Annotated in this window: 16 protein-coding genes; 11 read left to right on the top strand and 5 right to left on the bottom strand. The window is 42.0% G+C overall.

Annotated elements, in window-relative coordinates; all coding sequences use genetic code 11:
- The 3 genes from HC965_RS03795 to HC965_RS03785 all read left to right on the top strand — a co-directional run bounded on the left by HC965_RS03795 (position 1) and on the right by HC965_RS03785 (position 3,077).
- The gene (locus tag HC965_RS03795) at positions 1-1,002 is read left to right on the top strand and encodes a DUF5119 domain-containing protein (RefSeq protein WP_223854689.1); all 1,002 of its coding nucleotides are present in this window, start codon (positions 1-3) and stop codon (positions 1,000-1,002) included.
- A 50-nt stretch (positions 1,003-1,052) separates the two neighbouring features.
- A complete protein-coding gene (locus tag HC965_RS03790) occupies positions 1,053-2,030 on the top strand; it encodes a fimbrillin family protein (protein ID WP_191030203.1) in 978 nt (325 codons plus the stop codon).
- 207 nt (positions 2,031-2,237) lie between these two features.
- Positions 2,238-3,077: a helix-turn-helix domain-containing protein gene (locus tag HC965_RS03785; RefSeq protein WP_191030202.1), complete on the top strand. Its 840-nt coding sequence runs from the start codon at positions 2,238-2,240 to the stop codon at positions 3,075-3,077.
- 94 nt (positions 3,078-3,171) lie between these two features.
- Here the strand turns inward: HC965_RS03785 and HC965_RS03780 are convergent, their stop codons facing one another.
- From HC965_RS03780 to HC965_RS03765, 4 genes are all read right to left on the bottom strand, one after another.
- Complete coding sequence (locus HC965_RS03780; protein ID WP_191030201.1) at positions 3,172-3,927, bottom strand: succinate dehydrogenase/fumarate reductase iron-sulfur subunit; 756 nt, start codon at positions 3,925-3,927, stop codon at positions 3,172-3,174.
- 36 nt (positions 3,928-3,963) lie between these two features.
- Positions 3,964-5,943 carry a fumarate reductase/succinate dehydrogenase flavoprotein subunit gene (locus tag HC965_RS03775; protein ID WP_191030200.1) on the bottom strand — a complete coding sequence of 660 codons (1,980 nt, stop codon included), beginning with the start codon at positions 5,941-5,943 and terminating at the stop codon, positions 3,964-3,966.
- Between the two features lie 37 nt (positions 5,944-5,980).
- Entirely contained in the window at positions 5,981-6,685 is a 705-nt protein-coding gene (locus HC965_RS03770) for a succinate dehydrogenase/fumarate reductase cytochrome b subunit (protein WP_191030199.1), read from the bottom strand.
- Between the two features lie 120 nt (positions 6,686-6,805).
- Positions 6,806-7,678, bottom strand: a complete 873-nt coding sequence (locus tag HC965_RS03765) for an AraC family transcriptional regulator (protein WP_191030198.1) — start codon at positions 7,676-7,678, stop codon at positions 6,806-6,808.
- 157 nt (positions 7,679-7,835) lie between these two features.
- On the opposite strand from HC965_RS03765, the gene HC965_RS03760 reads away from it, so the two are divergent.
- Positions 7,836-9,308 carry a sulfatase gene (locus HC965_RS03760; protein WP_191030197.1) on the top strand — a complete coding sequence of 491 codons (1,473 nt, stop codon included), beginning with the start codon at positions 7,836-7,838 and terminating at the stop codon, positions 9,306-9,308.
- 13 nt (positions 9,309-9,321) lie between these two features.
- The gene (locus HC965_RS03755; RefSeq protein ID WP_191030196.1) at positions 9,322-11,673 is read left to right on the top strand and encodes a family 20 glycosylhydrolase; all 2,352 of its coding nucleotides are present in this window, start codon (positions 9,322-9,324) and stop codon (positions 11,671-11,673) included.
- 150 nt (positions 11,674-11,823) lie between these two features.
- Here the strand turns inward: HC965_RS03755 and HC965_RS03750 are convergent, their stop codons facing one another.
- Complete coding sequence (locus tag HC965_RS03750) at positions 11,824-12,867, bottom strand: hypothetical protein (RefSeq protein ID WP_191030195.1); 1,044 nt, start codon at positions 12,865-12,867, stop codon at positions 11,824-11,826.
- A 947-nt stretch (positions 12,868-13,814) separates the two neighbouring features.
- On the opposite strand from HC965_RS03750, the gene HC965_RS03745 reads away from it, so the two are divergent.
- Genes HC965_RS03745 through HC965_RS03720 form a run of 6 tightly spaced genes read left to right on the top strand, consistent with a single transcriptional unit; the run spans position 13,815 to position 24,047 of the window.
- Positions 13,815-15,518: a S8 family serine peptidase gene (locus HC965_RS03745; protein WP_223854687.1), complete on the top strand. Its 1,704-nt coding sequence runs from the start codon at positions 13,815-13,817 to the stop codon at positions 15,516-15,518.
- Entirely contained in the window at positions 15,515-17,782 is a 2,268-nt protein-coding gene (locus tag HC965_RS03740; protein ID WP_191030194.1) for a prolyl oligopeptidase family serine peptidase, read from the top strand. The genes HC965_RS03745 and HC965_RS03740 overlap by 4 nt, the downstream gene beginning before the upstream one ends.
- A 10-nt stretch (positions 17,783-17,792) precedes the next feature.
- Positions 17,793-21,104: a SusC/RagA family TonB-linked outer membrane protein gene (locus tag HC965_RS03735; RefSeq protein WP_191030193.1), complete on the top strand. Its 3,312-nt coding sequence runs from the start codon at positions 17,793-17,795 to the stop codon at positions 21,102-21,104.
- Between the two features lie 13 nt (positions 21,105-21,117).
- Positions 21,118-22,518 (top strand): RagB/SusD family nutrient uptake outer membrane protein, encoded by a 1,401-nt coding sequence (locus HC965_RS03730; RefSeq protein WP_191030192.1) that lies wholly within the window; start codon positions 21,118-21,120, stop codon positions 22,516-22,518.
- A 16-nt stretch (positions 22,519-22,534) separates the two neighbouring features.
- Positions 22,535-22,753, top strand: coding sequence for a hypothetical protein (locus tag HC965_RS03725; RefSeq protein WP_191030191.1), 219 nt, complete (start codon positions 22,535-22,537; stop codon positions 22,751-22,753).
- Positions 22,754-22,775: 22 nt separating this feature from the next.
- Positions 22,776-24,047 carry a hypothetical protein gene (locus HC965_RS03720; RefSeq protein WP_191030190.1) on the top strand — a complete coding sequence of 424 codons (1,272 nt, stop codon included), beginning with the start codon at positions 22,776-22,778 and terminating at the stop codon, positions 24,045-24,047.
- Positions 24,048-24,088 lie beyond the last annotated feature (41 nt).

The raw sequence follows: 24,088 nt of genomic DNA, 5'->3' as shown, positions 1-24,088 counted from the left end.
ATGCGAAAGACAAGATATATGCTTCTTGTGCTTCTGTCCTCATTGCTAATGCTGGCGGGATGTAGCCGTCGTGATATATTGGACGATTATCCTGTGAGTGGAGTGGAAATATCGTTGGATTGGGATGGAGTGACGGATAAATTGCCAGAAGGGGTTCGGGTTATATTTTACCCGAAGGATGGTGAAGGGAAGAAGGTGGACAGGTATCTTTCAGTACGAGGTGGAGAAATGAAAGTTCCTCCGGGACGATATTCGGTAGTAGCATACAACTATAATACGGAATATGTAAGAATCAGGGGAGAAGAGTCCTATGGAACGATAGAAGCTTACACGGGACACTGCAATGGTTTAGGTATAGCCGGAACAGAAGAAATGGTTTGGTCGCCGGATTCGTTGTATGTGTTGAACATTGATGAACTGAATATAAAGAAGAGTGAAGAGGTGCTTTACTTGGCATGGAAGTTGAAATCGGTGGTGAAGAAATATTCTTTTGCGGTAGAGGTTAAAGGATTGGAATATGTGGCATCAATTGTGGGGTGTATTAGAGGATTATCAGATTGCTACTGTCTAGGCAAAGGTTACGGAGTGAACTCGTCACAGCCTATTTTTTTTGAGGGAAAGAAGGATGGTGATAAAGTTATAGCGTATTTTACGGCTTTCAAGCAGGCAAAGGAAATGTCGGTGCCGATGAAGATGACAATATCAAAAGGTGTAGCTTCCCGTGGAAAAGGTGATATTATGCTGGTTTTAAGATTTATCAAAACAGACAATACGGTGCAAGAAGCAACTATTGATATTACTGAAATAATAGATACGCTTGAAGATATTGGAACAGGCGAGGATGGAAAGTTGAAACCACCAACAGAAATAGTACTACCGCCTAATGATGAAATAGAGGTAGAAAAGCCAGAAATACCACCAAATCCTGATGGAGGTGGAGGATTTGAAGGGGGCGTTGACGACTGGGAAAATGGAGGCAATGTTGAGTTGCCCGTAGGTTAATATGGTATAAGAAGAATATGACAATATTATAAACTTTAAAAAATATAGTTATGAAAAAGATTTTATTGGCAGTAACAGCTGCTTTGGCAATTACGAGTTGCTCACAGAATGAAGAGTTTGAAAATGCAGGGCAGAAAGCTGAGATAAAGATGGGAACATCTGCTGTGACAAGAGCTACACCTATGGTCACTAATCAATTTGCAGAGTTTAGAGCATTTGGTTATGCGTATACTGCGGATGCATATAGTGCTTCAGTAATAGGACTTAACATTCTTGATGGTTCTTTTACAAGTACTGATCAAACCAATTGGATTGAAAAAGATGCAAAGAAGTTTTATTGGCCTTCTGATGGAAAGGTTGTTTTCTTTGGATATAGTCCATCGGAGTTGCCTGCTTCCAAAAATTATACCTATCCGGCTGATGGAGGATATCCCACAGTTACGTATGCAGTAGATAATACAATTGCTAGTCAAGTTGATTTTCTTATTGCTAAATTAGAAAACCAAGTTAAGAGTGCTAATGCTGTTTCTTTAGCATTTAAACATGCTTTGACTCAGGTTGTGTTTAAATTGAAAGGCGATGATAAAAATGTCGAATATACAGTAACTAATATTACTTTTAAGGATTTAAAAACTTCTGGTTCATATAGTTATGAAGGTGGGGGTTGGACTACTGAAGATACTCCATTAGCTGACTATTCGATAAAACTTACTGATAATAATGTTTTTGTTGGAGGCGATGAAGCTGCTAAAACATTGGAAGCTACAGATCAATTGATGATTCTGATGCCGCAGGTGCTTAATGAAACTATTGTGGAAGTCACATTCTCTGCTACGAAAGATAATGTTGAAATATTTAAGTCTGGTATAAAAACTGCTAAGCTTTCAGGGACATGGGCTGCTGGTGAAAAATACGTTTATACTCTATTACTCAAAGCTGGTGATGAACTTAAGGTCTCTGGAACATTGGAAGATGCTTGGTCTCCTAAGGATGGTGCTACAAATGTTGATACTGATAAGGTTATATAATCTATTAAGAAACTAAAGACTATTAATTATATATTTCTAGTCGTAGGAGGCAATATTTTGTAACATAAATGAATCCTGATTTTTCGGAATAGAAGAATCAGGATTTTCATACAACCTATTTTCATATTTCTTCCTTTTTTTATGGCTATATAAAAGATTTCATATATTTTTGCCGAGAGCATAAACAAATTCAAACAAGGCAAACATATGTCATCTATCTGTCAAGGAACCTGGGACTGTCAAAACTGCCCGAAAGCAGTGGGGAATGCTATAACCCATATCATCCACCAACGAGGATTCCATAGATCTGCTCAAAGGTGTGATGAGAATTTCATCTTTTTTCTGCTAAAGGGAGAAATGCTGGTTAATAGTCAGGAATATGCAGGTACGATGCTTAGAGAAGGGGAGTTTATTCTTCAGGCTATCGGGTCAAAGTTTGAGATGCTTGCTATGACTGAATGTGAATGCATCTATTATCGTTTCATTCAACCGGAGATGTTTTGTGACTTTCGTTTCAACCATATCATGAAAGACGTTTCTCCACCGCTTATTTATTCTCCATTAAAAATAGTACCTGAATTACAATCCTTTTTAGATAGTTCTATTACCTATCTGAAGGAAAACAAGATATGTAGAGACCTGCTTTCTTTAAAGCGGAAAGAATTGGCGTTCGTATTAGGTTACTATTATTCCGATTACGATCTTTCTAGTCTGGTACATTCACTTGCTAAATATACTAACAGTTTTCAGTGCTTCGTAATTCAGAATTATAAGAAAGTGAAGACAGTAGAAGAATTAGCCCAACTGGGTGGATATACTGTCAGTACCTTTCGTCGTATCTTCAATCATGTTTTCCACGAACCCGTATATGAATGGATGCAGGCGCGGCGTAAAGAAGGCATTCTGGACGACATACATCACTCTGACTGCACACTCTCTGAAATATGCTATAAGTACGGCTTTGAATCACTACCACACTTCTCCAATTTCTGTAAAAAATCCTTTGGAGCTTCTCCTCGTAACTTGCGCGGAAAAAAGAGCTCATAATATAATTCGTTGATAAAAGAAATCCCCTGTCGGCAAGCCGGCAGGGGATTCTGTCATTAATCAAATTGTCTCTCGTACCAAAACCTAGCAGTTTCTAATCTTTCAATTTTGCAATAATGAAGTCACGGTTCAGGCGGGCGATGTTGCTGATAGAGATGTTCTTCGGACATTCAGCTTCACAAGCACGAGTGTTTGTACAGTTACCGAAGCCCAGTTCGTCCATCTTGGACAACATAGCTTTTGCACGACGCAAAGCTTCCGGTTTACCTTGCGGAAGCAAGTTCAACTGGCTAACTTTTGCAGAAACGAACAACATAGCAGAACCATTCTTACATGCAGCGGCACAAGCGCCACAACCGATACAAGCGGCAGCATCCATAGCTTCGTCAGCGATAGGTTTTGGAATCAGGATAGCGTTGGCATCCTGAGGAGCACCTGTGCGGACGCTTACGTAACCACCAGCCTGCATAATCTTGTCATAAGCAGTACGGTCTACCATCAAGTCCTTGATAACAGGGAAACCTGCCGAACGCCAAGGCTCAACAGTGATAGTGTCACCATCGTTGAAACGACGCATATAAATCTGGCAAGTAGTAGCACCTGTTGCAGGGCCGTGAGGATGTCCGTTGATGTACAAGGAACACATACCGCAGATACCTTCGCGACAGTCATGGTCGAATACGATAGGTTCTTTTCCGCCACTGATTATCTGTTCGTTCAGGATATCCAGCATTTCGAGGAATGAAGTATCACCTGAGATATCTTTCATTGAATAGGTTTCAAAAGCACCTTTAGCTTTTGGACCGGCTTGACGCCATACCTTCAGTGTAAATGATATATTTTTATCCATTTTCTTCTAATTCTTTTTAATGTTTAACTTCGCCAATTAGCTCTTGTAGTTACGAGTCTGAACCTTGATAGCTTCGTAAACCAACGGTTCTTTGTACAATACCGGAGCCTTTTCATCGTCACCCTGATATTCCCAGCAAGCTACGTAGAAGAAGTTTGCGTCATCGCGTAATGCTTCTCCTTCTTCAGTCTGGTATTCTTCACGGAAGTGACCACCACAACTTTCGTCACGGTTCAATGCGTCGTAAGCAACAAGCTCACCCATAGTGATGAAGTCGTACAAACGGATTGCTTTGTCAAGCTCTACGTTCATACCTTCTTTAGAGCCAGGGATAAACAGGTTAGTTTCGAATTCCTTGCGGATTTCTTTCAGTTTGGCGATACCTTCCTTCAAACCTTCTGCTGTACGTCCCATACCCATGTATTCCCACATGATGTGACCCAGTTTCTTGTGGATGGAATCAACCGATTCTTTACCCTGAATCTTCATGAACTTATCAATCTTAGCTTGAACAGCCTTTTCTGCTTCAGCAAATTCAGGAAGATCTATGGAGAAACGGGGAACAGTAATCTGATCAGCCAGATAGTTTTGGATTGTGTAAGGCAATACGAAATAGCCGTCAGCCAAACCTTGCATTAATGCAGAAGCACCAAGACGGTTGGCACCGTGGTCAGAGAAGTTACACTCACCGATGGCGAACAGACCCTTGATGGTAGTTTGCAGTTCGTAGTCTACCCAGATACCACCCATTGTATAGTGGATAGCCGGATAAATCATCATCGGGTTGTAATATTTCACACCACTGATTTCTTTTGCCAGTTCGCCCGGATTCACGTCAGTGATTTCCTCGTACATATCGAAGAGGTTGCCATAACGTTGAAGAACGACATCAATGCCCAGACGACCGATAGCTTCAGAGAAGTCGAGGAATACGGCCAAGCCTGTGTTGTTCACACCGAAACCTGCGTCGCAACGTTCTTTAGCTGCACGGCTGGCAACGTCACGTGGAACCAGGTTACCGAATGCCGGATAGCGGCGTTCCAGGTAATAGTCGCGGTCTTCTTCCGGAATATCACTTCCTTTGATTTCGCCTTTCTGAAGTTTCACAGCATCTTCTTTCTTCTTCGGAACCCAGATACGACCGTCGTTACGGAGAGATTCGGACATCAACGTCAGTTTTGACTGTTGATCGCCGTGTACCGGGATACAAGTCGGGTGAATCTGAACATATGCAGGGTTAGCAAATACAGCACCCTTGCGGTAGCAAGAGATAGCAGCCGTACAGTTACAGCCCATAGCGTTGGTAGACAGGAAGTAAGCATTACCGTAACCACCGGTAGCGATTACTACGGCGTGAGCGGCGAAACGTTCCAGTTCACCTGTGATTAAGTTTTTTGCGATGATACCGCGGGCACGTCCGTCAACGATGACAACGTCCTGCATTTCATAACGGGTATACAGTTTTACAGTACCTACGTTTACCTGACGGCTCAGTGCGGAGTAAGCACCCAGCAACAACTGCTGACCGGTCTGGCCTCTGGCGTAGAACGTACGGGATACCTGAGCGCCACCGAAAGAACGGTTGTCCAGTGTACCGCCATATTCGCGGGCAAAAGGAACACCTTGAGCTACGCATTGGTCGATGATAGCGTTTGATACTTCAGCCAGACGATATACGTTAGCTTCGCGGGCACGGTAGTCGCCACCCTTTACTGTATCGTAGAACAGACGGTAAACGGAGTCACCGTCATTCTGATAATTCTTTGCAGCATTGATACCACCCTGTGCAGCGATAGAGTGTGCACGGCGCGGAGAGTCCTGGATACAGAAGTTGAATACTCTGAAACCCATTTCACCGAGTGAAGCGGCTGCAGAAGCGCCTGCCAAACCTGTACCCACAACGATGATATCCAAACGACGCTTGTTAGCGGGGTTCACCAATTTCTGGTGAGCTTTATAGTTAGTCCATTTCTCAGCCACTGGGCCTTCCGGAATCTTTGAATCTATCTTGATCATAATATTATTTACAATTTAATCATTTACAATATCCTATTTAGCAAGCACCGCCATACATCAGTGATTTCACGAAGAATACCACTACTACGAGTGCAAAACCGAGTACAACAATTGTAGCGTAGATGTTGGAGATACATTTCCAACGGTCGATCCATACTTTGTTGTTCCATCCCAGTGATTGCATGGAACTCCAGAAACCGTGAGTCAGGTGGAACCACAGAGCGAAGAGCCAAACGAGGTAAAGAACTACGTAAACCGGGCAAGAGAAAGTCTGCTGGATGTGATAAGCACCGTTAGCGGCATAAGCCAGCGTCAGTGTGTCAGCGTGCATACCCATGTTGTGCATCAGTTCAGGCAATTGCATTTTTGCCCAGAAGTTGAAGAGGTGCAAGCCAAGGCCTACGATTACGATAATACCTAACACTAACATGTTCTGCGAAGCCCACTCTACAGTTTTAGGCTTGTCTGTCACTGCATAGCGTTCGCTACCACGCGCTCTGCGATTCTGCATTGTCAGCCAGAACGCATAGATGATGTGAATGATGAAAAGAGCAGCCAATCCTGCGGTAGCCACTAACGCATACCAGTTTGCTCCCAGGAATTCACAAATCATGTTGTAACCATCAGCCGAGATGATTGCAACCAAGTTCATCGCCATGTGAAATGTTAGAAACAGGACAAGGGCGATACCGGTAACGCTCATCACCACTTTCCTTCCTACAGATGAATTACTTAACCACATAAATGATTGAATTTAAATTATTTAATTGTTAGAACTAAAATTTCGACGTTTTACACCTCTTACGGACTGCAAAAATAGGGGAAATAGATTGATTGAGCAAGGAATTAAAGAAATAATTCCTTAATCGGCAATCTTTCCGATTTTTTCACCGCAGGCTGCCTTCTTACGCAGCGCGCGGGGAGTGTCGCCGAAAGAGTCTTTGCAGAAGTGCGCAAAGTGGGACAGGGAATCGAATCCGTATCGGTTGCAGATTTCCGTGATGCGCATTTTAGTGTGCTGAAGGTCTTCGAGGATACCTTCCCGCTTTTTCTCCAGTATCCATTCGTACACGGGCATGCCGTAGAGGTTTTTGAAAAGCCGGCGGAAAGTGGTGGTGGTATAGCCGCCCAAATGTGCAAATTCTTCCACGTTTTTCACGGTGCCGTAGTTTTGCATCACGAAATAGTGGAAACTTTCCGTATAGGTACTAATCGGGTAGAAGAAAGAACTTAATTGCGGCAAAGGGTAGAAGTTGGTAATCAGGAAAACCAGCTCTTTGCATTTCAGCTCAATGTATTTGCTGCAAGGGGACTCCTCATTGAGGAATTCGGGCATACTGGTGATTAGATGAAAGAGCCTTTCGCTCATAACCATCGGAGTATAGGTCAGGGGAACTTCCGCCTGTTCCATCACTTCCTTGTAACGGTCCTCGCAAAGCAGAGGCAATTCGTTGAACCAGTACACAACATATTCGACATCCGTAAGTGCCAGTATTTCTATCTTCGAGCCGATAGCTTGCAGGATGAACTGTTTCTCGCGCAGTATGTTTCCCGGATATTCTTCACTATTGATAAGCAGTTCCCCTTTTATCATAAAAAGCATACAGTTTTGCGTACACTTATCCTTGGGAATATGCTCCCCTTTGGGTAAGTTCCGATGTATAAGGATGTTCTCCGTAGCTCTGGGGCATCCCTCACAGTTTGTATATTGTATGCAAAAAGAATCTCCTGGCATGAGTTTTATTTCATGAATTGTTATCTTTGGGGAACAAAGATAAGGTTTTTTGCGGAAAATGAAACTCTTTCTTACATTTATGTTTTAGTGAAAAGCTTTATATGATTGTCTTTATTATAGTGAAATGTATATTTATAACTAAATGCGCGATTATATTATGAAGAACAAAAACGTTTTATTGGGTATGGCCGGCATGGCTATGTTGTCTGCCGAGGCTGTCGCTCAAAAGCCTGCGAACATTATTCTTATTAACTTGGATGACTCCGGAAATGGAGACTTTTCCTGTCGGGGGGCAATCGGTTATCAGACCCCGCATATCGACTGGATGGCTGCCAACGGAATGTCAATGAACAACTTTTATGCGGTTCAGCCTATCAGCGGTGCGTCGAGGGCGGGATTGATGACGGGATGCTATCCGAACCGTATCGGGTTTGCCTATGCCTTGAATCCGGGTTCACCTTATGGCATCAGTGAGCAGGAAGAGACGGTGGCGGAGTTGTTGCGTGACAAAGGGTATGCGACGGCTATCTTCGGAAAATGGCATTTGGGAGATGAGAAGAAGTTCCTGCCGCTTCAGCATGGTTTTGATGAATACTACGGATTGCCTTATTCGAACGATATGTGGCCTAACCATCCTCAATATAAGTTTCCCGACCTTCCTTTAATTAAAGGGAATGACATCATCGGCTATAATACGGACCAGTCGCGGCTGACGACTGATTACACGAATTATGCGGTCGACTTCATTCACCGGAATGCGAACAGCAAACCGTTCTTCTTGTATCTGGCGCATTCGATGCCTCATGTACCGTTGGCGGTTTCCGACAAGTTTAAAGGAAAGAGCAAGCAAGGCTTGTACGGAGACGTGATGATGGAGTTGGATTGGAGCGTGGGAGAAATCCTGCGGACTATCCGCGAAGAAGGGATTGAGGACAATACGCTGGTGATTCTCACTTCGGATAATGGCCCGTGGGCTAATTACGGCAACCATGCCGGTTCATCCGGCGGATTGAGGGAAGCAAAGGCGAACACATTCAATGGCGGTACGCGCGTACCTTGTTTCTTTTATTGGAAAGGGAAAATACAACCGTCCGGCGTATGCAATAATCTGTATTCCAATATTGACATTCTGCCGACTTTGGTAGAGATTGCGGGGGCGAAAATGCCTGAAAAGAAGATAGACGGGGTGAGTATGGTGCCCACGTTGACGGTAGACCCTACGATTGCGGTACGCAAATATCTTTGTTTCTATTATCATAAAAATTCGTTGGAAGCGATTACCGACGGGAGTTATAAGTTGGTGTTCCCTCATAAATATGTGTCTTATGACAGCCAGGTGCCCGGCAATGACGGACTTCCCGGAGAATTGGGACAGGGTGAAGTCAAGGAGTGCGAACTGTATGACCTGCGACGGGATATGGGCGAGCGTGTGAATGTAATTAGTCAACATTCGGAAGTGGTACAGGATTTGATGAGGGAAGCTGACGTATGGCGCGAAGAACTGGGAGACGACCTGACCGGGCATCAGGGAAAAGCGAGAAGGGAAGCCGGTAAATCGGATAAGACTATGCAATCAGAGAAGGCTGCCAAGTCGAATAAAACCGCCAAGTCGGGCAAGGCTGCCAAATAAACTCGGAAAGTATATGATTAAAGTCAATATCTGTCGGGATACATTATTTTCACCTATATTAATTATCCTGTTAGTTTGGGGAGTTTTCTCTCTTTTCGCTGTGGATTCAATGGCATCGGTTTCCTATCGGAACTTAATTCCCGAACCTGTGTCATTAGTAGAAAAAGAAGGGGCTCCATTCATCGTGAATGAGCGGACAAAGGTGCTTTATTCGGGGAATCATCCCGAATGGAAATCTGTTGCGGACTTGCTGGCTGCCTGTCTTTCGGAAAGTACCGGATATTCGTTGGCTGTTGGAAAGACAAAGAAGTTGCTGCGTTCTAATGAAATTATCTTCAAAAGGAATCCCTTGCTACGAAAAGAGGGGTTCAGATTAGAAGTCACAGAAGATAATATGGTAATTGAGGCAGCAGACCTGGCGGGAGCTTTTTATGCGGTTCAGATGTTGCGGCAGTTGTCGTTTCCGACGGTAGCAGGAGCAGCAGGCGTGCAAAGAAAGGAACTGAGTTTTCCCCCTGTGGCGTTGGAAGATTACCCTTCTCTGTCATACAGGGGAGCCATGCTTGATGTGAGCCGTCATTTTTTCTCGGTCGCGCAGGTGAAACGCTATATCGACCTGTTGGCTTTTCACCGTCTGAATCATTTTCACTGGCATCTGACAGACGACCAGGGATGGCGGATAGAGATAAAAAAATATCCGAAACTGACCGAAGTCGGTGCATGGAGAGGGACGGACAGATATGGTGGTTACTATACACAGAAAGATATAAAAGACGTAGTGGCTTATGCTGCCGAAAGATTTATAACGATTATCCCGGAAATAGATATGCCCGGTCATACACAAGCGGCATTAGCGGCATATCCGCAACTGGGCTGTACGGGGAAGGCTTATGAAGTGGCTACGGAAGTGGGCGGAGTCCACAAAGATGTGATGTGCGTAGGGAATGATTTTACCCTTCCCTTTGTAAAGGATGTTTTGAAAGAAGTTGCCGGTTTATTTCCGGGACAGTTTATCCATATCGGCGGTGACGAAGTGCCTAAAGACCGTTGGAAGCAATGCGACGCTTGCCAGAAGGCAATCACGAAGCATGGATTGAAAGACATCGGTCAGCATACGGCAGAGGAGTTTCTGCAAAATGCTTTCAATGAAGAAATAGCAGGTTATCTGCGTGGACTGGGAAAGCGGATGATTGGCTGGGATGAAGTGCTTTCCGACAGTTTGAGCCGGGATGTTACCATTATGTCCTGGCGTGGGCTGGGGCGTGCCACGGCTGCCCTTCGCAAAGGACACTCTGTGATTGTTTCCGCAGATTCCCATCTGTACCTGAATCATTATCAAACGATAAACTCGGAACAGGAACCCCGTGCGACCGGCGGACTGGTAGAAATGAAGAAAGTATTTGAGACGCCTTTCTTCTCTCCGCAACTGACGGCGGCTGAAAAAGAAAGAGTACTGGGCGCGGAAGCTTGCCTGTGGACTTCGTTTATCAACAGTGATTCGTTACTTGATTATATGCTTCTTCCCCGCCTGTCTGCTTTTGCCGAAGCTGCGTGGTGCGAAGGGAGATGCGGTGCTTTTAGCGGTTTCCTGCATCGCTTGCCTATGCTTTTAGACTGTTATACCCGGCTAGGCTATGGTTATGCCAATCACTTCTTTACAGTTTCCGCTACTTATAAATCTATTCCTACTGATAAAAGCCTTGAAATCTCAATGGAGAGTCTGCCTGATACAGAAATCTATTATACTCTGGACGGCAGCATACCTACGAAATCCGGTTCTTTGTATAAGAATCCTATCCGGGTAGACAAAAGTTGCACGTTGAAAGCTATCTCTTATTTGTCCAACGGACTTTCGAGTGACGAACTGACAAAAGAGGTAGTAGTAAATAAAGCGACATTCCGCCCTGTCCGGTTATTGAATGTTCCTTCCGAGCGTTATCAGGGAGAGAATGGAAAGGTTTTGGTAGACGGGATTCGAAGTATAAACTTTCATAATACAGGTCTGTGGGTAGGGTATCATTCTTCTGATTTGAGTGCAGTGATAGACTTGGAGTCTTTGCAGTCTATCTCTTCGGTGGGAGTTTCCGCTTTGACCGATTTAAGTGCATGGATTATGGGGCCGCAGTCTATTTCCGTATTCGTCTCTCCGGATGGAGAAAAATATGAAATGGTAGCCCGTCAGACATATGACGCGCCGACAGATGCCATGGGAGAGAAACGAAGTGAACTGAACCGCCTCTCTTTTGACACGGTATCCGCACGTTATGTAAAAGTGGTGGCAGAACCTTTTAAGGGGCTTCCCAAAGGACATTCCGGTGAGGGCGAACGGCCTTTCCTGTTTGTAGATGAGATAAGGGTGGATTAGTTTTGAACTTGTTATGTGAATTATCTACTCAAACAATGAAAAAAGTATTACCACGATAACAGAAAAAATAGCAGTAAGTTACTCTTGTTTGTAAGAGTAGCTTGCTGCTTTTTTATAGTGTTTGCATCTTTCTTAGATGAGAATTATATATTAATCAATGTATTGTTTGATTTGCTCCACTGGCATTGATAATTGTTTGGATATCTCTTCAACCGATGTCCCATTTTTACAGAGTATCTTAACCATTGAGCGAATCACCTGCTCTTTCTGTTCAATCACCTGCTCTTTCTGTTCAATCACCTGCTCTTTCTGTTCAATCACCTGCTCTTTCTGTTCAATCACCTGCTCTTTCTGTTCAATCACTTGCTCTTTCTGTTCAATCACCTGCTCTTTCTGCTCAATCACCTGCTCTTTCTGTTCAATTTCCTTATTCTTCATCATAATTGTCGTATCCCTGTCCTCTATTTCAGAAAGAATCTCGTCTTCTATCTCCATGGCACGACGCACGTTGGGTGCGGCGGCAGCCTTCAGCAGACGATGGACAACACACTTCACTTCATCATCAAGATGCTCATCGTTAATTTCCAGATAGTGCTCGCTATCAGCCTGCCGGTATTCCTGATCGAATACACTCAGCAGACGTTCAAGACGGTTACGGGTTCGTCCGGTGAGGAAAGGAATCTGTACGATGATGCTGTCATGAGTCAGACTCTCTATGAAGGGGTCGGGAGCAGGAAGAGGATTGTCGTCATAATCCAGATAGCGGCGGCGCACGTAAACCACCGGCTCGGTAAGGTCACCCAAGGGATGTCCCAGGATGTAGATAGAGATGATGGGCAAACCATATGTACGCCTTTGTCCATGCTCATTCTTTTCTTCGATAATGTTCTCCTTGTTGAGATACTGCGTGCCCAGGTACTGGCGGAAACGCAAGGTTTCAGTGATGAGCCAGGTCTTTTGCAGTTCGATGAGTACAAGGTGTTCTGAACCGTCATCTTCACGAATCTTTGCTGAAAAGTCTATACGAAAGAGTGAGATGCGCGTATGTTCCATGGAAGTATACTCGTGGCGGCGCATTTCAAGGTCTATGATATCCTTTTTGAGCAATGCGGAAAGAAATATCTTGGCGACTTTCTTGTCTTCCATCAAGAATTTGAAGACGGCGTCGTAAATGGGATTGGCGATGATAGTCATATTGCTTATAGTTTAATAATTAAGCAAATATACTTCTTTTATTTGATTAATGAGAGGATGAAAGGGTTAAATTCTTCTATCGGAAAGGTTTTGAATCAAATCACACTATTGGGATTTTTTCTATAAAGTTTAAACGCATAATTATCTTACACCTTACACTTTTGCTATTTATCTATCTGATATAAAATAAATTGCGTGAGTGTAAGATAGGGTTGCAGATAGTGTAAGATGCCTTTATCTTACACTCCTGAAATTTAAAAGGACTGTAGTAAATCTATAGAAAGTACGTAGTAATTGGCGAAATCTATGCAGAGAATGATTTGTTCATGTAGGTAAACAAAGTGTTTCCTATAGCAAAACACTTTGTTTCATATAGGGAAACACTTTGTTTCGAGCCTGCAAACACTTTGTTTCGAGCCTGCAAACACTTTGTTTCAAGCGCTTGAAACAAAATTAAACTGCCGTCGGAAATAATCTGGCAAGTAATTTCAGAAAAGTATAGTGCAAGATAACCGTATCTTACACTATCTGCAACACTATCTTGCACTTACTCAATTCACTTTATATTAGATAGATAAATAGCAAAAGTGTAAGGTGTAAGATAATTGTGCGTTTAAACTTTATAGTAAAAAAGTAAATGTTTGGCTCATTTCCGTACAATTTTGAACTAAATAATCTTCTTAACTCCATACGAAATACGTGTGTGCATTCTTGTTTTGATTTAATTATCCAACCCAAATGTCGAAGAAGTACCCTCATTTGTTAAAAACGAAAATTATGCAAAAAAAGATGTCTAAAATTAAAAATAAAAGGTATATTTGCAGCGTCACAGTAATGTGGCAGACATATTAGAAATTTAGAATACACGAAAGTGTTTAACTGATTCTCGAAACAAAAGTCTGGAAAACTTAGAAGGAGATAGGTTAGCATCTCTCGCGTCATAATATATGGCGTGGGAGACTGTTGCTTATTTTGCTTCGACGGCATTCCAGACGCCTTGTTTCCAAAATAAGTTAATAGTCCCCACGCCTTCGTATTTTAAGGATTCTTCTTCGGGGCTGAGAAGAGAACTTATCATCACACAAATGAAAGAGACACGGTTTATGTCAGTGTTTAGTATTGCTGCACTCCTGATTGCCTGCTTCAGCATCTCGACTCCCTCTTTTGGGCAGGTTTCTTCCTCATCCGGTTGGCACAAAGTGTACAATGACACCTTGCAGGGAGTCAGATCGGACGAAGCGCTCCTTTTCTTACAAGCAAAGAAAATCAAACCCGTAAAGTCATTGGTCGTCGGCATTATTGATTCCGGCATAGACACTACCGTTGTTGACCTTCAACCTGCTCTTTGGAGGAATCCTAAAGAAAAACCAGATGGAAGAGATAACGACAAGAATGGATACATTGACGACTTGCACGGTTGGAACTTCTTGGGAACAAGAGATAAATCTTTCAACATGACCAGTGCCGGCACAGAAGAATTTCGTGAATTCAAGCGGCTTTTTCCTACATATAAAGGTCTAGATTCGACAGCAGTAAAAGACACGGCGGAATATGCTTATTATGAAAAGATGAAAAAGAAGGCGGGCATTGTCAATTATATCAAGTTCTTCGGATATAATGCAATGAAAGATGCAGCCTATCAACTGATAGATTCCGTATTGAAAACGACTTCCGAAGTTGATATGGATACATTGACTGTCAATGGACTTGCGCATTTATCCGTAGAAAGTGAAAAGTGGAACGACGCATGCCAGACACTGTTTGTCGATATGTATAAAGGAGGCAAGGACGCACTTTGGAAAAAGGTGAGAAATACGCACCGGATACAATTTGACTTGATGAAAAAGCGTATTGACGGCATAGAGAATGATGCGGATAAACGTTTGTTGATGGGAGATGACTTGAAGAATCCGAAAGATTGTTTCTACGGAAATCCAGTTTTGCAAGTGGAAGGCTGTGACCATGGCACTTTTGTAGCCGGAGTGATTGCGGGACAGGGAACCGGGGATGCTCGGGTGACGGGGATTTATCCACAGGCCGAGTTGATGATTATCCGTGCTGTGCCGGATGGCGATGAATATGACAAGGATGTAGCCAGTGCCATTCGCTATGCAGTGGACAATGGCGCCAAAGTCATTAATATGAGCTTAGGCAAATATACATCTCCTGACGCCGGCATGGTGAATGACGCTATTGCCTATGCGGCAAGAAAAGATGTCTTATTGGTCCAGGCAGCAGGCAATAATAAGAAGAATATTGATAGGGTAGCCTATTTCCCTTCGGCAAAAGACAAATCGGGAAATACTTTCGCAAATTATATGAGAGTCGGCGCATCGGATAAACAGGGAAAACCTTGTTCTTTTTCCAATTATGGAAAGAATGAGGTGGATGTTTTTGCACCGGGTACGGAAATAATATCGGTCACTGCAGGAAACGAATATACCGAATCGCAGGGAACAAGTATCGCAGCTCCTGTGGTCACGGCTGTAGCAGCAATGATACGCGCTTACTTTCCTAAGTTGAAAGCTTCGCAGGTGAAAGAGATATTAATAAAAAGCGTGCGTCCGATGCAGGTAAAAGGACTCTGTGTAAGCGGAGGCATTATAGACGCATTGCAGGCGGTCAAACTGGCTATGGAGTATAAGAAATGAAAAGGCTGGCTATTGCATTCCTGTCAGGCCTTTTCTTTATATCCGCTCTGGCGCAGGATGCTAATTGGACAAAAGCGGAAAGATTCTCCGCTGATTCGCTGGAGCAATATATAAAAGGGAAGTCCCTTTATCCTGATTGGATAAAAGACAGTCATTACTTTACTTATGATGTAAGCCGCGAAAGTGGGCACCAATATTATCTGGTGAATGCAAAAAACGGTAAGAAGCGGAACTTGATAAAAGACAATGAACGGTTTGTCCTTCAATATGCCCGGATTACCGGAGATACATTGGATGCAAAAAATATCAGGTTATACGGATTCCGGTTTGAAAACAATGATTTCAACCGTTTCTATCTGGACAAGAAAGGCAAATCAATGGTTTATAATATGAATGACGGTCAATTGTCCGAGGTGCCTTTGATAAAGAAGAGGATTGAAAGGCCGGATTACAAACAGTCCTGCCATTCTGCCGATTCACTGTATTCTATGCTTGGATGCGGTTATGACTTGTTTGTCCGTGATAACCAGTCCGGAAGAGTAAAAAGAATCACTTTCGACGGGAAAGAGGATGCCGCTTATACATATCGTAATTCGAAAGATACGCTATCTGCCAATTCCAGAGGATTCTGGTTGGGACACCGGTATATTTATATGATGCAGGATATGAGCGAAGTGAAGGAAGTAAGCCTGATTCATTCACTCGGTCATTCGCGACCTGTCACAAATACATTCAAGATGCCTATGCCGGGAGATGCCGGAGTACGCCAATACCGTTTATATTGGTATGATGCCGATCATGGAAAAGGGAAGTTATTACCTATTGAAAAATATCCTGACCAAGTGGTGGCGATGGACTATTTCCGTTCATCTACCGCTCTGTATATTACACGGAGAAGCCGGAAAGCTGATAAAGTAGACCTTTGCCGGATTAATGTGGAAGATGGAACAGTGACCGAACTGATTTCGGAAGAATGTATCCCTCATATCAATTTAACTTTGTTCAATTACAAAATACTGGAACAGGGTAAGTATTTCATTTGGTGGTCGGAACGTACAGGGAAAGGGAATTACTATCTCTACAATGGTAACGGAGAATTGTTGAACCGGATTACAACCGGTGAAAATCTTGTAGCAGGCAGTATCGCCAGTGTCGATACGCTGGGAAAAGAAATTATTTTTGCCGGATATGGAAATGAGGAAAATACAAATCCTTATTATACATTCTTTTATAAGGCACGCCTGGATGGTAAAAAGCAGGTTTTGTTGACGCCCGGTGATGGCAATCATGAATTATCTCTGTCAGAAGACAAGAAATATGCAATAGACAAATATTCCCGTATGGACTTGCTTCCGGTGACGAGTGTGTTGTCCATAGAAAACCCGGAAAAGAATTATAAGGTAGAGCAAATGGATGGCAGCGACTTGCAGCAAGCCGGATGGCAACCGCCCACTTTGCTGAAAGTGAAAGCCGCTGACGGGAAAACGGATTTATACGGATTGATGTATCTTCCTTCCAATTTGGACGAAAGCAGGAAATATCCGATAATCAGCAATGTATATCCGGGGCCGCAAGACGATCAGATTCCGCAATCTTTTGCACTTGATGATAATGGGAACCAGTCTTTGGCGGAACTGGGTTTTATTGTGATTAACGTAGCATCCAGAGGCAGTTCTCCACTGCGTGGGCATGATTTTTATTGTTTCGGTTATGGTAATCTACGCGACTATCCGCTGGCAGATGATAAATATGTAATAGAACAGTTGGCTCGGAAATATCCGTATATAGATTTGGACAGGGTAGGCATTTACGGACATTCCGGAGGAGCTTTTCAAACGGTAGCAGCAATGTTGACTTACTCTGATTTTTATAAAGTGGCAGTAGCTGCTTCCGGCAATCACGATAACAATATTTATATTCAATGGTGGGGAGAGACATTTCATGGATTGGATGAAAAAGCAGACCCGAAGACGGGAAAAACCGCTTTCTCCGTGAACATCCCGACCAATATGGAATTGGCAAACAACTTGAAAGGAAAGCTGATGCTAATCACGGGGGATGTAGACAAGAATGTCCCGCCTTCTTCCACTTACCGGTTGGCGGATGCCTTGATTAAGGCAAATAAGCGGTTTGACATGTTTATCCTTCCGGGGAAGGACCATGGAGTGGTGTGCCCTTATTATCAGAATCTGATCCGTTATTATTTTGTAGAAAATCTTCTTCATGAATCGCATAGACATATAGATATTATTAATCATAAATAGAAACAAACTTATGAAGCATCTGGAAATTTTCAAAGCATGTCTATTTAGTTGCTTCTGTTGTATTGCTGTAGGTCTGTTTGCCCAGTCGCCGAAAGGCGCTGCCACTATCTTGGTCAAGGTGATAGTAGTGGATGCGGACAGGAACCCGTTGCCGGGAGCTACGGTAATAGTTTCAGGGAAAGCACAGGGAGTTGTCGCCGATGATCGCGGCGAAGTTTCTTTATGGGTGGACAGGAATACTCAAATTGAGTTCAGGTATGTGGGGATGAAATCCTTGTTTATGAAAGTGACAAAGCCTGTTTCGGGGTATATCACTTTGGAGGATGAAATGTCGGAATTGGATCAGGTGGTGGTCACCGGTTACCAGCGTACGACAAAACGCCGTACTACAGGTTCATTGGCGACATTGACGGCAAAAGACCTGAAAGGTGCCCCTACCGCCAATCTGGATATGTTGATGCAGGGAAAGGTTGCCGGTATGGATGTGAAAGCCGTCTCCGGGCGTCCGGGAGAATCGGCAAAGATTCGTATTCGTGGCACGAATACGATTACAGGTAATGCCGAACCCTTGTGGGTAGTAGACGGAGTACCTTTGCAACGGGATATACCGAGTATTGAGACTAGTCAAATTAAGGCGGGAGATTTTAATGACATTTTCACGAATGGTATTGCTGGAATTAACCCCAATGATATAGAATCGATTACAATACTAAAAGATGCGTCCGCAGCAGCGATTTATGGTTCCCGTGCAGCAGGCGGCGTTATTGTAGTAACAACGAAACGTGGAAAGACAGGTAAAATGCAAATCAACTATTCTACAAATGTGTCTGTTGTAACAAGCCCGCCCCGTGACGCAAATCTGATGAACGCAAAGGAAAAATTGGCTTGGGAGCAGGATTTATGGGATGAATTTTCCGCTAAGAAATTTACTGAAGGCGATAATTATCCGGTGATTGGTGCCGTAGGTATGATTCGATCGGGATACGGACAATATGCTGATATGAATAGAGAACAGCAGGATGCGGAAATTGCTGCTTTAGGAGGACATTCGACAGACTGGTTTCAAGAATTGTTCCAAAATTCTGTATCACAAAGTCATTATTTGTCTCTATCCGGAGGTTCGGAAAAGAATTCATATTACGTTTCTTTAGGTTATTCAAAGAATAACGGATTAGTGAAGAAAACGGATTATGATCGTTACAATGTTAGTGCGAAGATAGATATGAAACCTAATAAACGCGTAAAGTTGGCTTTTACTGCCGACATGGCGATACAGCATTCCAATTCTCCTTCGTTGAGTGTGGATCCGTTTAAGTATGCTTATTTCGCCAATCCCTATGAAAAGGTTTATAATGAGGATGGTTCTTATGCGGCTGATAATACTTACTATAATTTGACACATGCAAATGGAAGTTATGACGTGAAATTACCAAAAGATGGATACAATATATTTAGAGAAATAAATGAAACATCCAGTGAAACAAAAAATATTTCGGCTTCGTTAATTGCGAATTTAAGTGTGAATATTTTAGATAATTTCATATTCGAAGGATTAGCATCCTATGGTTATGTATCAAATATGTCCGACAATATTAATAGTAAGAATACTTATACCGCATGGATAGATCGCCCTTTTAAAGATGATAATACGGAACGTGTATATGGGTCGATTACGCAAACATCCGCATATAATACAAATTACAATCTGCGAGGTCAGTTGCATTATTTCAATACATTCGCTGAAGATCATTACATTAGTGCTTTATTGGGAACCGAAATACGGGGGCAGTATGCAAAGAGCATTTATGAGAAGAGGTATGGCTATGATCCTGTTACCGGTAATTCTGCTATGCCTACTTATCCATCGGATATTAAACTGGAGTATGCCGATATTTTATCTTATGCTGCAATCATGGATGGGTTGTCAGGACAAAGTATTACGGAAGATGCATTTGCTTCTTTCTATTTTTCATTAGACTATGTATTTAAACAGCGTTATATTCTTAGCCTTACCGGACGTACTGATGGGTCTAACAATTTTGGTAGCAAAGAGCAGTTCAACCCCACAGGTTCACTCGGCTTGTCATGGAACGTGGATCAGGAGTCCTTCATGCAAGCATTGAAACCCGTAGTCAGTAGTCTTTCTCTCCGTGCGGCATTTGGATATACCGGCAATATCAACAAGAGTGTCTATCCGCAGTTAGTGATGGATTATAATACTTCATTTCGCCGGACTGATACGGATTATTACCGCATGGGGTATTTAAGGAATGCACCTAATCCACATTTGCGTTGGGAAAAAACAAGAGATATGAAACTGTCGGTTGATATAGGTTTCTTAAATGACCGTTTCCGTCTGCAAGGAGAACTTTACGACCGCCGTACACGTGATGCGGTGACATCCGTATATATCCCTTATACGACGGGCTTTGGTACGCAATCATATAATACATCGGAACTTTTGAATCAAGGAGTTGAAATCACTTTGAATGCAAATGTCTTAAAAACGAGGAGTTGGAGTGTCTCTGTTTCAGCAAATATGGCATATAACCGGAATAAGCTGTTAAAATATGATGTACATTCAGGATTCAATGCTTGGGGAACTAACCATGTGGGGTATCCTTTGGGATCTATCATTAGTGGAAAAGTACAAGGTATTGATAAGAAGTTAGGCATTTATACATATGAAGCCCGTCCGGATGCGATATTTACAACGGCAGCAGATCGCCGTGATGAGTTTAATTATTCCTTTTATTTAGGAACCAGTAATGCACCGATCAATGGTGGATATTCTATTTCAGTTTCATATAAGAATATCAATCTAAGCCTTGGAGGAAGCTATTCATTAGGAGGAAAGATCCTAAATAATATAGATTGTCCTGTCAGTTATTCAACATTGTATGCTAATGTTTTGGAGCATGTGCCTACACAAGAAAATGACTTATATGTTAATCACTTGAATGTGAGAAAAGATGCTATAAATCGTTGGACACCGGATAATCCAATTACTAATGGTCATCCGCGAATTATTGATGCGTATGGTGAAGATTTGGGAGTGGATGATTTTGTGCCTTCTCTCAAATTTATAACAAAAGCTTCGATGTTGGAAGATGTATCTTATTTTAAACTTGGCTCGTTGATGATTGGATACAATTTTACCGGAAGTTGGATGCAAAAGGTGTGTATCAATTCGTTGGCACTATCATTCAGTGTGAGCAATTTATTTTCTATTACAAACTATTCCGGCATCGATCCAGAAACTCCAGGAGCAGTGTATCCTACTCCACGAACATTCTCAATGGGTTTATCTGTCGGATTTTGAATGAAAGAAAATCATGAAGAAGAAGATTATTATATGTATATATGGACTCATAATATTGTCTTGTATATCATGCAGCAATTATCTGGATATTAAGCCTTATGGCAGAACAATCCCTAAAACGGCAGAAGAATTTTCAGCTTTATTACATACTTGGCTGAATAAAATTGATGGAGGTTCAGATGACATACTAGTTGGTAATTCGTCTAATCTTATGAATATGGATGGTGCGTATGGAGACGATTTTGAAGTTTGCCTGACAGCACAGAGCGGACGTTTTATGGATGTTTATTTGGGAGATTTAGCTAGTTCTACGAAAGTTTCTGAGAATTATAGTAATTTGTATGAAATAATACGTGACTGCAATATTGTCCTCAATGAAATGGAAGAGAGCGTAACTACAGAAGCCAATGAAGTACGTGCGACTGCCTATACGATGCGTGCGGTGGCATATTATCAACTATTACGATTTTATTGTGAAACACCGCAAACCGGAAATTTTGAAAATCAGCTCGGTGTGCCTTTAGTAGTAACATTTGATATGGAGGAAAAACCAATCCGTAGCACGATGCAGGAAACGATTGATTTGATTGAATCAGACTTGAATCATTCAATATCATATCATATATCGAATGAGCTCTACCGCTTCACAGAAGATGTGACCAAAGGCTATCTTGCCCGTCTTTATTTCTGGACCAGGCAATGGGGAAAGGCTTTGCCATTAACACAAGAACTACTAATAAAGTATGCATTATTGGAAGGAGATGCCTATAAGAGTATGATGACAACTTCTTATGATCTTGCAGGAAATCAATTATTGAAAGCATATCGGGCTGTAACGGATATGACTGAAATGACAGGCTCGAGAACGATGCTTCAGTACCGTCCGGTAAGTAAAAGATTCTTGAATACATTTACCGAAGAAGAAAAAGTTAAAGACATGCGTTACGCACTTTGGGTAAACAATAAAAGGGTAGTAACAAAAACTTTCTTTTGCGGTATGCGGGCGGCAGAATTTAAATTGATGGAAGCCGAGTGTTATTACCATTTGGATAAGCTGGAACTGGCGTTGAATTCAATCAATGAACTTCGTGCACATCGCATAAATGATTATAAGAATCTGACAATGAACAACCTGCCTTCTCTTCAAGAAACAGAGATTATCACAATCGATGCAGAAGGAAATGCATTGACACTCTTGATGGGGCTGATTCTGCGTGAACGCCGGAAAGAGCTGTTTCTGGAGGGAGACCGTTTTTTCGAGCAAAAAAGAAATGGAATGCCGGAATATTGGACAGCATATAATGGTAGGAAATATGTAACTCGAAAATATATGTACACACTTCCGATTCCGCCACATGAGCTAAACTTAGTAAATGGATTAGTACAGAATCCGGGATATACTGAACTGAAATAAAAGGAGGAATAAATATATGAATGCAAAGTTGATTTATAGATATGTGCTGGTTGGTTGTCTATTGTTTACAAACTGCACATACTTTGCTTGTGAGAATATTGAAGAATTGCCACCAAAGGAACAAAGTGGAAGTAGTAATGTATATAAGATAGCTGATCCGGTTGTCTTGAATGCCACTGAAACTGCAATAATAGATGCCATTAAGCAAGAATATAATGAGAAGGTAACTCAATAATTAACAATCTAAAATTACGAGAATGATGAAAAATGTTTTGTTTTATTTATTAGTGATGTGCTCTTTTGTAGTTGCGTCCTGTTCGTCGGATGATGATGGTAATTCGGTAGAGATAGTAGAATTGAATTTTAGCCAGGCGCGCTATTCTTTGGCTAAGGGTGAAGTGGAGTTGAAACTTATATCAGACCAGCCTGCTACTACCACAGTTTCAATACCTGTTTCTTTCTCCGGAACGGCAGTAGAAAGCACTGATTTTACGGCTGATAAAGTAATAACACTGAAAGCAGGTGAATCAGAAGCTGTACTTAAAGTAAAACGTATTGATGAAAATATCGGTGAGGAAGATAAAGAACTGGTTGTAAATTTGGGAATAGCTCCCACTGGTTTTAAAATTGGGGTGGGAAATTATACTGCTGTAGAATTACTTGGTAATACGGGAGTTGTTATGTCATTTGATAACACGACGGATATATTGTCATTATCCGGTATTTACTATGTTTCTCTGCAAAAAATAGCTGGTGGAAACTATAAAGTGCCATCTGCAATGAATCTGAATGTAGAAGTAGATCCCTCTTCTACAGCAGTGGAAGGAACTCACTTTGAATTTAATGAAGGGAAATATGCTAAATTTGCAGCAAATAAATATCAGGGGAGTGTTGCTGTCAAGTTCCTAAAAAAAGAAGCAGGTAAGGATAAGTTGGTGTTACGTTTATCACAAAAAGACGGATTTGCTTATGGCAATAATGCTACGATTACTATTACTATTAATGGAGCTAACCAGTTGGAAGGTACGTGGGTGTTTGATATGTTTGCAAACAAAGACTGGTTAAAAAGTAGCTATCCGTCAGAATATGGTACCGGCTATTTTGATGAAACTACCTTTCCAAAGGCTTCTAGCAATGACAAGATTACTTTCAGCGGTGATTCTTATAAAGAATACACCTTTACGCCTCATCTTGTTGGTGATTTAAAAAACTACTTTAACAAGGAATGTAAAGTTACTTTTGAAAAAGAAGAAAATAAAGTTTTTCAAGAATTAGGTTATCCAAAAGTTGAAAAAAGAGTGGCTGTTTACGAATTTGCATCTGTCAATGTGAATTTCTCAGCTCTAAATAATAAAGAGCGTTCCGCTAAGGTAAGTTTCCGTGTGACTACTATAGATGAACAGGAAGTTTTGGAATGTACACTTGATGACTATGAACCTACTGATTTTTTCACCGGTATATATGAATTCGAACAGAATATGGCAGGATATGCCCCACTTCGGATTTATTTTAAAACTGCTAATAATTAGGTGTTTATAATAAAAGAGGGAATCAAGTGAAATGATGCCCT

Origin of the sequence: Bacteroides sp. GM023 (assembly GCF_014750685.1) — a bacterium.
Taxonomy (GTDB): domain Bacteria; phylum Bacteroidota; class Bacteroidia; order Bacteroidales; family Bacteroidaceae; genus Bacteroides.
The sequence above is the reverse complement of the archived record's forward strand: the minus strand, read 5'-3'. Positions and strand labels throughout refer to the sequence as shown.

Coding starts and splice junctions, on each gene's coding strand:
- HC965_RS03795 (WP_223854689.1), top strand. CDS start 1: ATGCGAAAGACAAGATATATGCTTCTTGTGCTTCTGTCCTCATTGCTA.
- HC965_RS03750 (WP_191030195.1), bottom strand. CDS start 12,867: ATGACTATCATCGCCAATCCCATTTACGACGCCGTCTTCAAATTCTTG.
- HC965_RS03735 (WP_191030193.1), top strand. CDS start 17,793: ATGAAGCATCTGGAAATTTTCAAAGCATGTCTATTTAGTTGCTTCTGT.
- HC965_RS03765 (WP_191030198.1), bottom strand. CDS start 7,678: ATGCCAGGAGATTCTTTTTGCATACAATATACAAACTGTGAGGGATGC.
- HC965_RS03745 (WP_223854687.1), top strand. CDS start 13,815: ATGGCGTGGGAGACTGTTGCTTATTTTGCTTCGACGGCATTCCAGACG.
- HC965_RS03790 (WP_191030203.1), top strand. CDS start 1,053: ATGAAAAAGATTTTATTGGCAGTAACAGCTGCTTTGGCAATTACGAGT.
- HC965_RS03760 (WP_191030197.1), top strand. CDS start 7,836: ATGAAGAACAAAAACGTTTTATTGGGTATGGCCGGCATGGCTATGTTG.
- HC965_RS03725 (WP_191030191.1), top strand. CDS start 22,535: ATGAATGCAAAGTTGATTTATAGATATGTGCTGGTTGGTTGTCTATTG.
- HC965_RS03775 (WP_191030200.1), bottom strand. CDS start 5,943: ATGATCAAGATAGATTCAAAGATTCCGGAAGGCCCAGTGGCTGAGAAA.
- HC965_RS03720 (WP_191030190.1), top strand. CDS start 22,776: ATGATGAAAAATGTTTTGTTTTATTTATTAGTGATGTGCTCTTTTGTA.
- HC965_RS03755 (WP_191030196.1), top strand. CDS start 9,322: ATGATTAAAGTCAATATCTGTCGGGATACATTATTTTCACCTATATTA.
- HC965_RS03740 (WP_191030194.1), top strand. CDS start 15,515: ATGAAAAGGCTGGCTATTGCATTCCTGTCAGGCCTTTTCTTTATATCC.
- HC965_RS03780 (WP_191030201.1), bottom strand. CDS start 3,927: ATGGATAAAAATATATCATTTACACTGAAGGTATGGCGTCAAGCCGGT.
- HC965_RS03785 (WP_191030202.1), top strand. CDS start 2,238: ATGTCATCTATCTGTCAAGGAACCTGGGACTGTCAAAACTGCCCGAAA.
- HC965_RS03770 (WP_191030199.1), bottom strand. CDS start 6,685: ATGTGGTTAAGTAATTCATCTGTAGGAAGGAAAGTGGTGATGAGCGTT.
- HC965_RS03730 (WP_191030192.1), top strand. CDS start 21,118: ATGAAGAAGAAGATTATTATATGTATATATGGACTCATAATATTGTCT.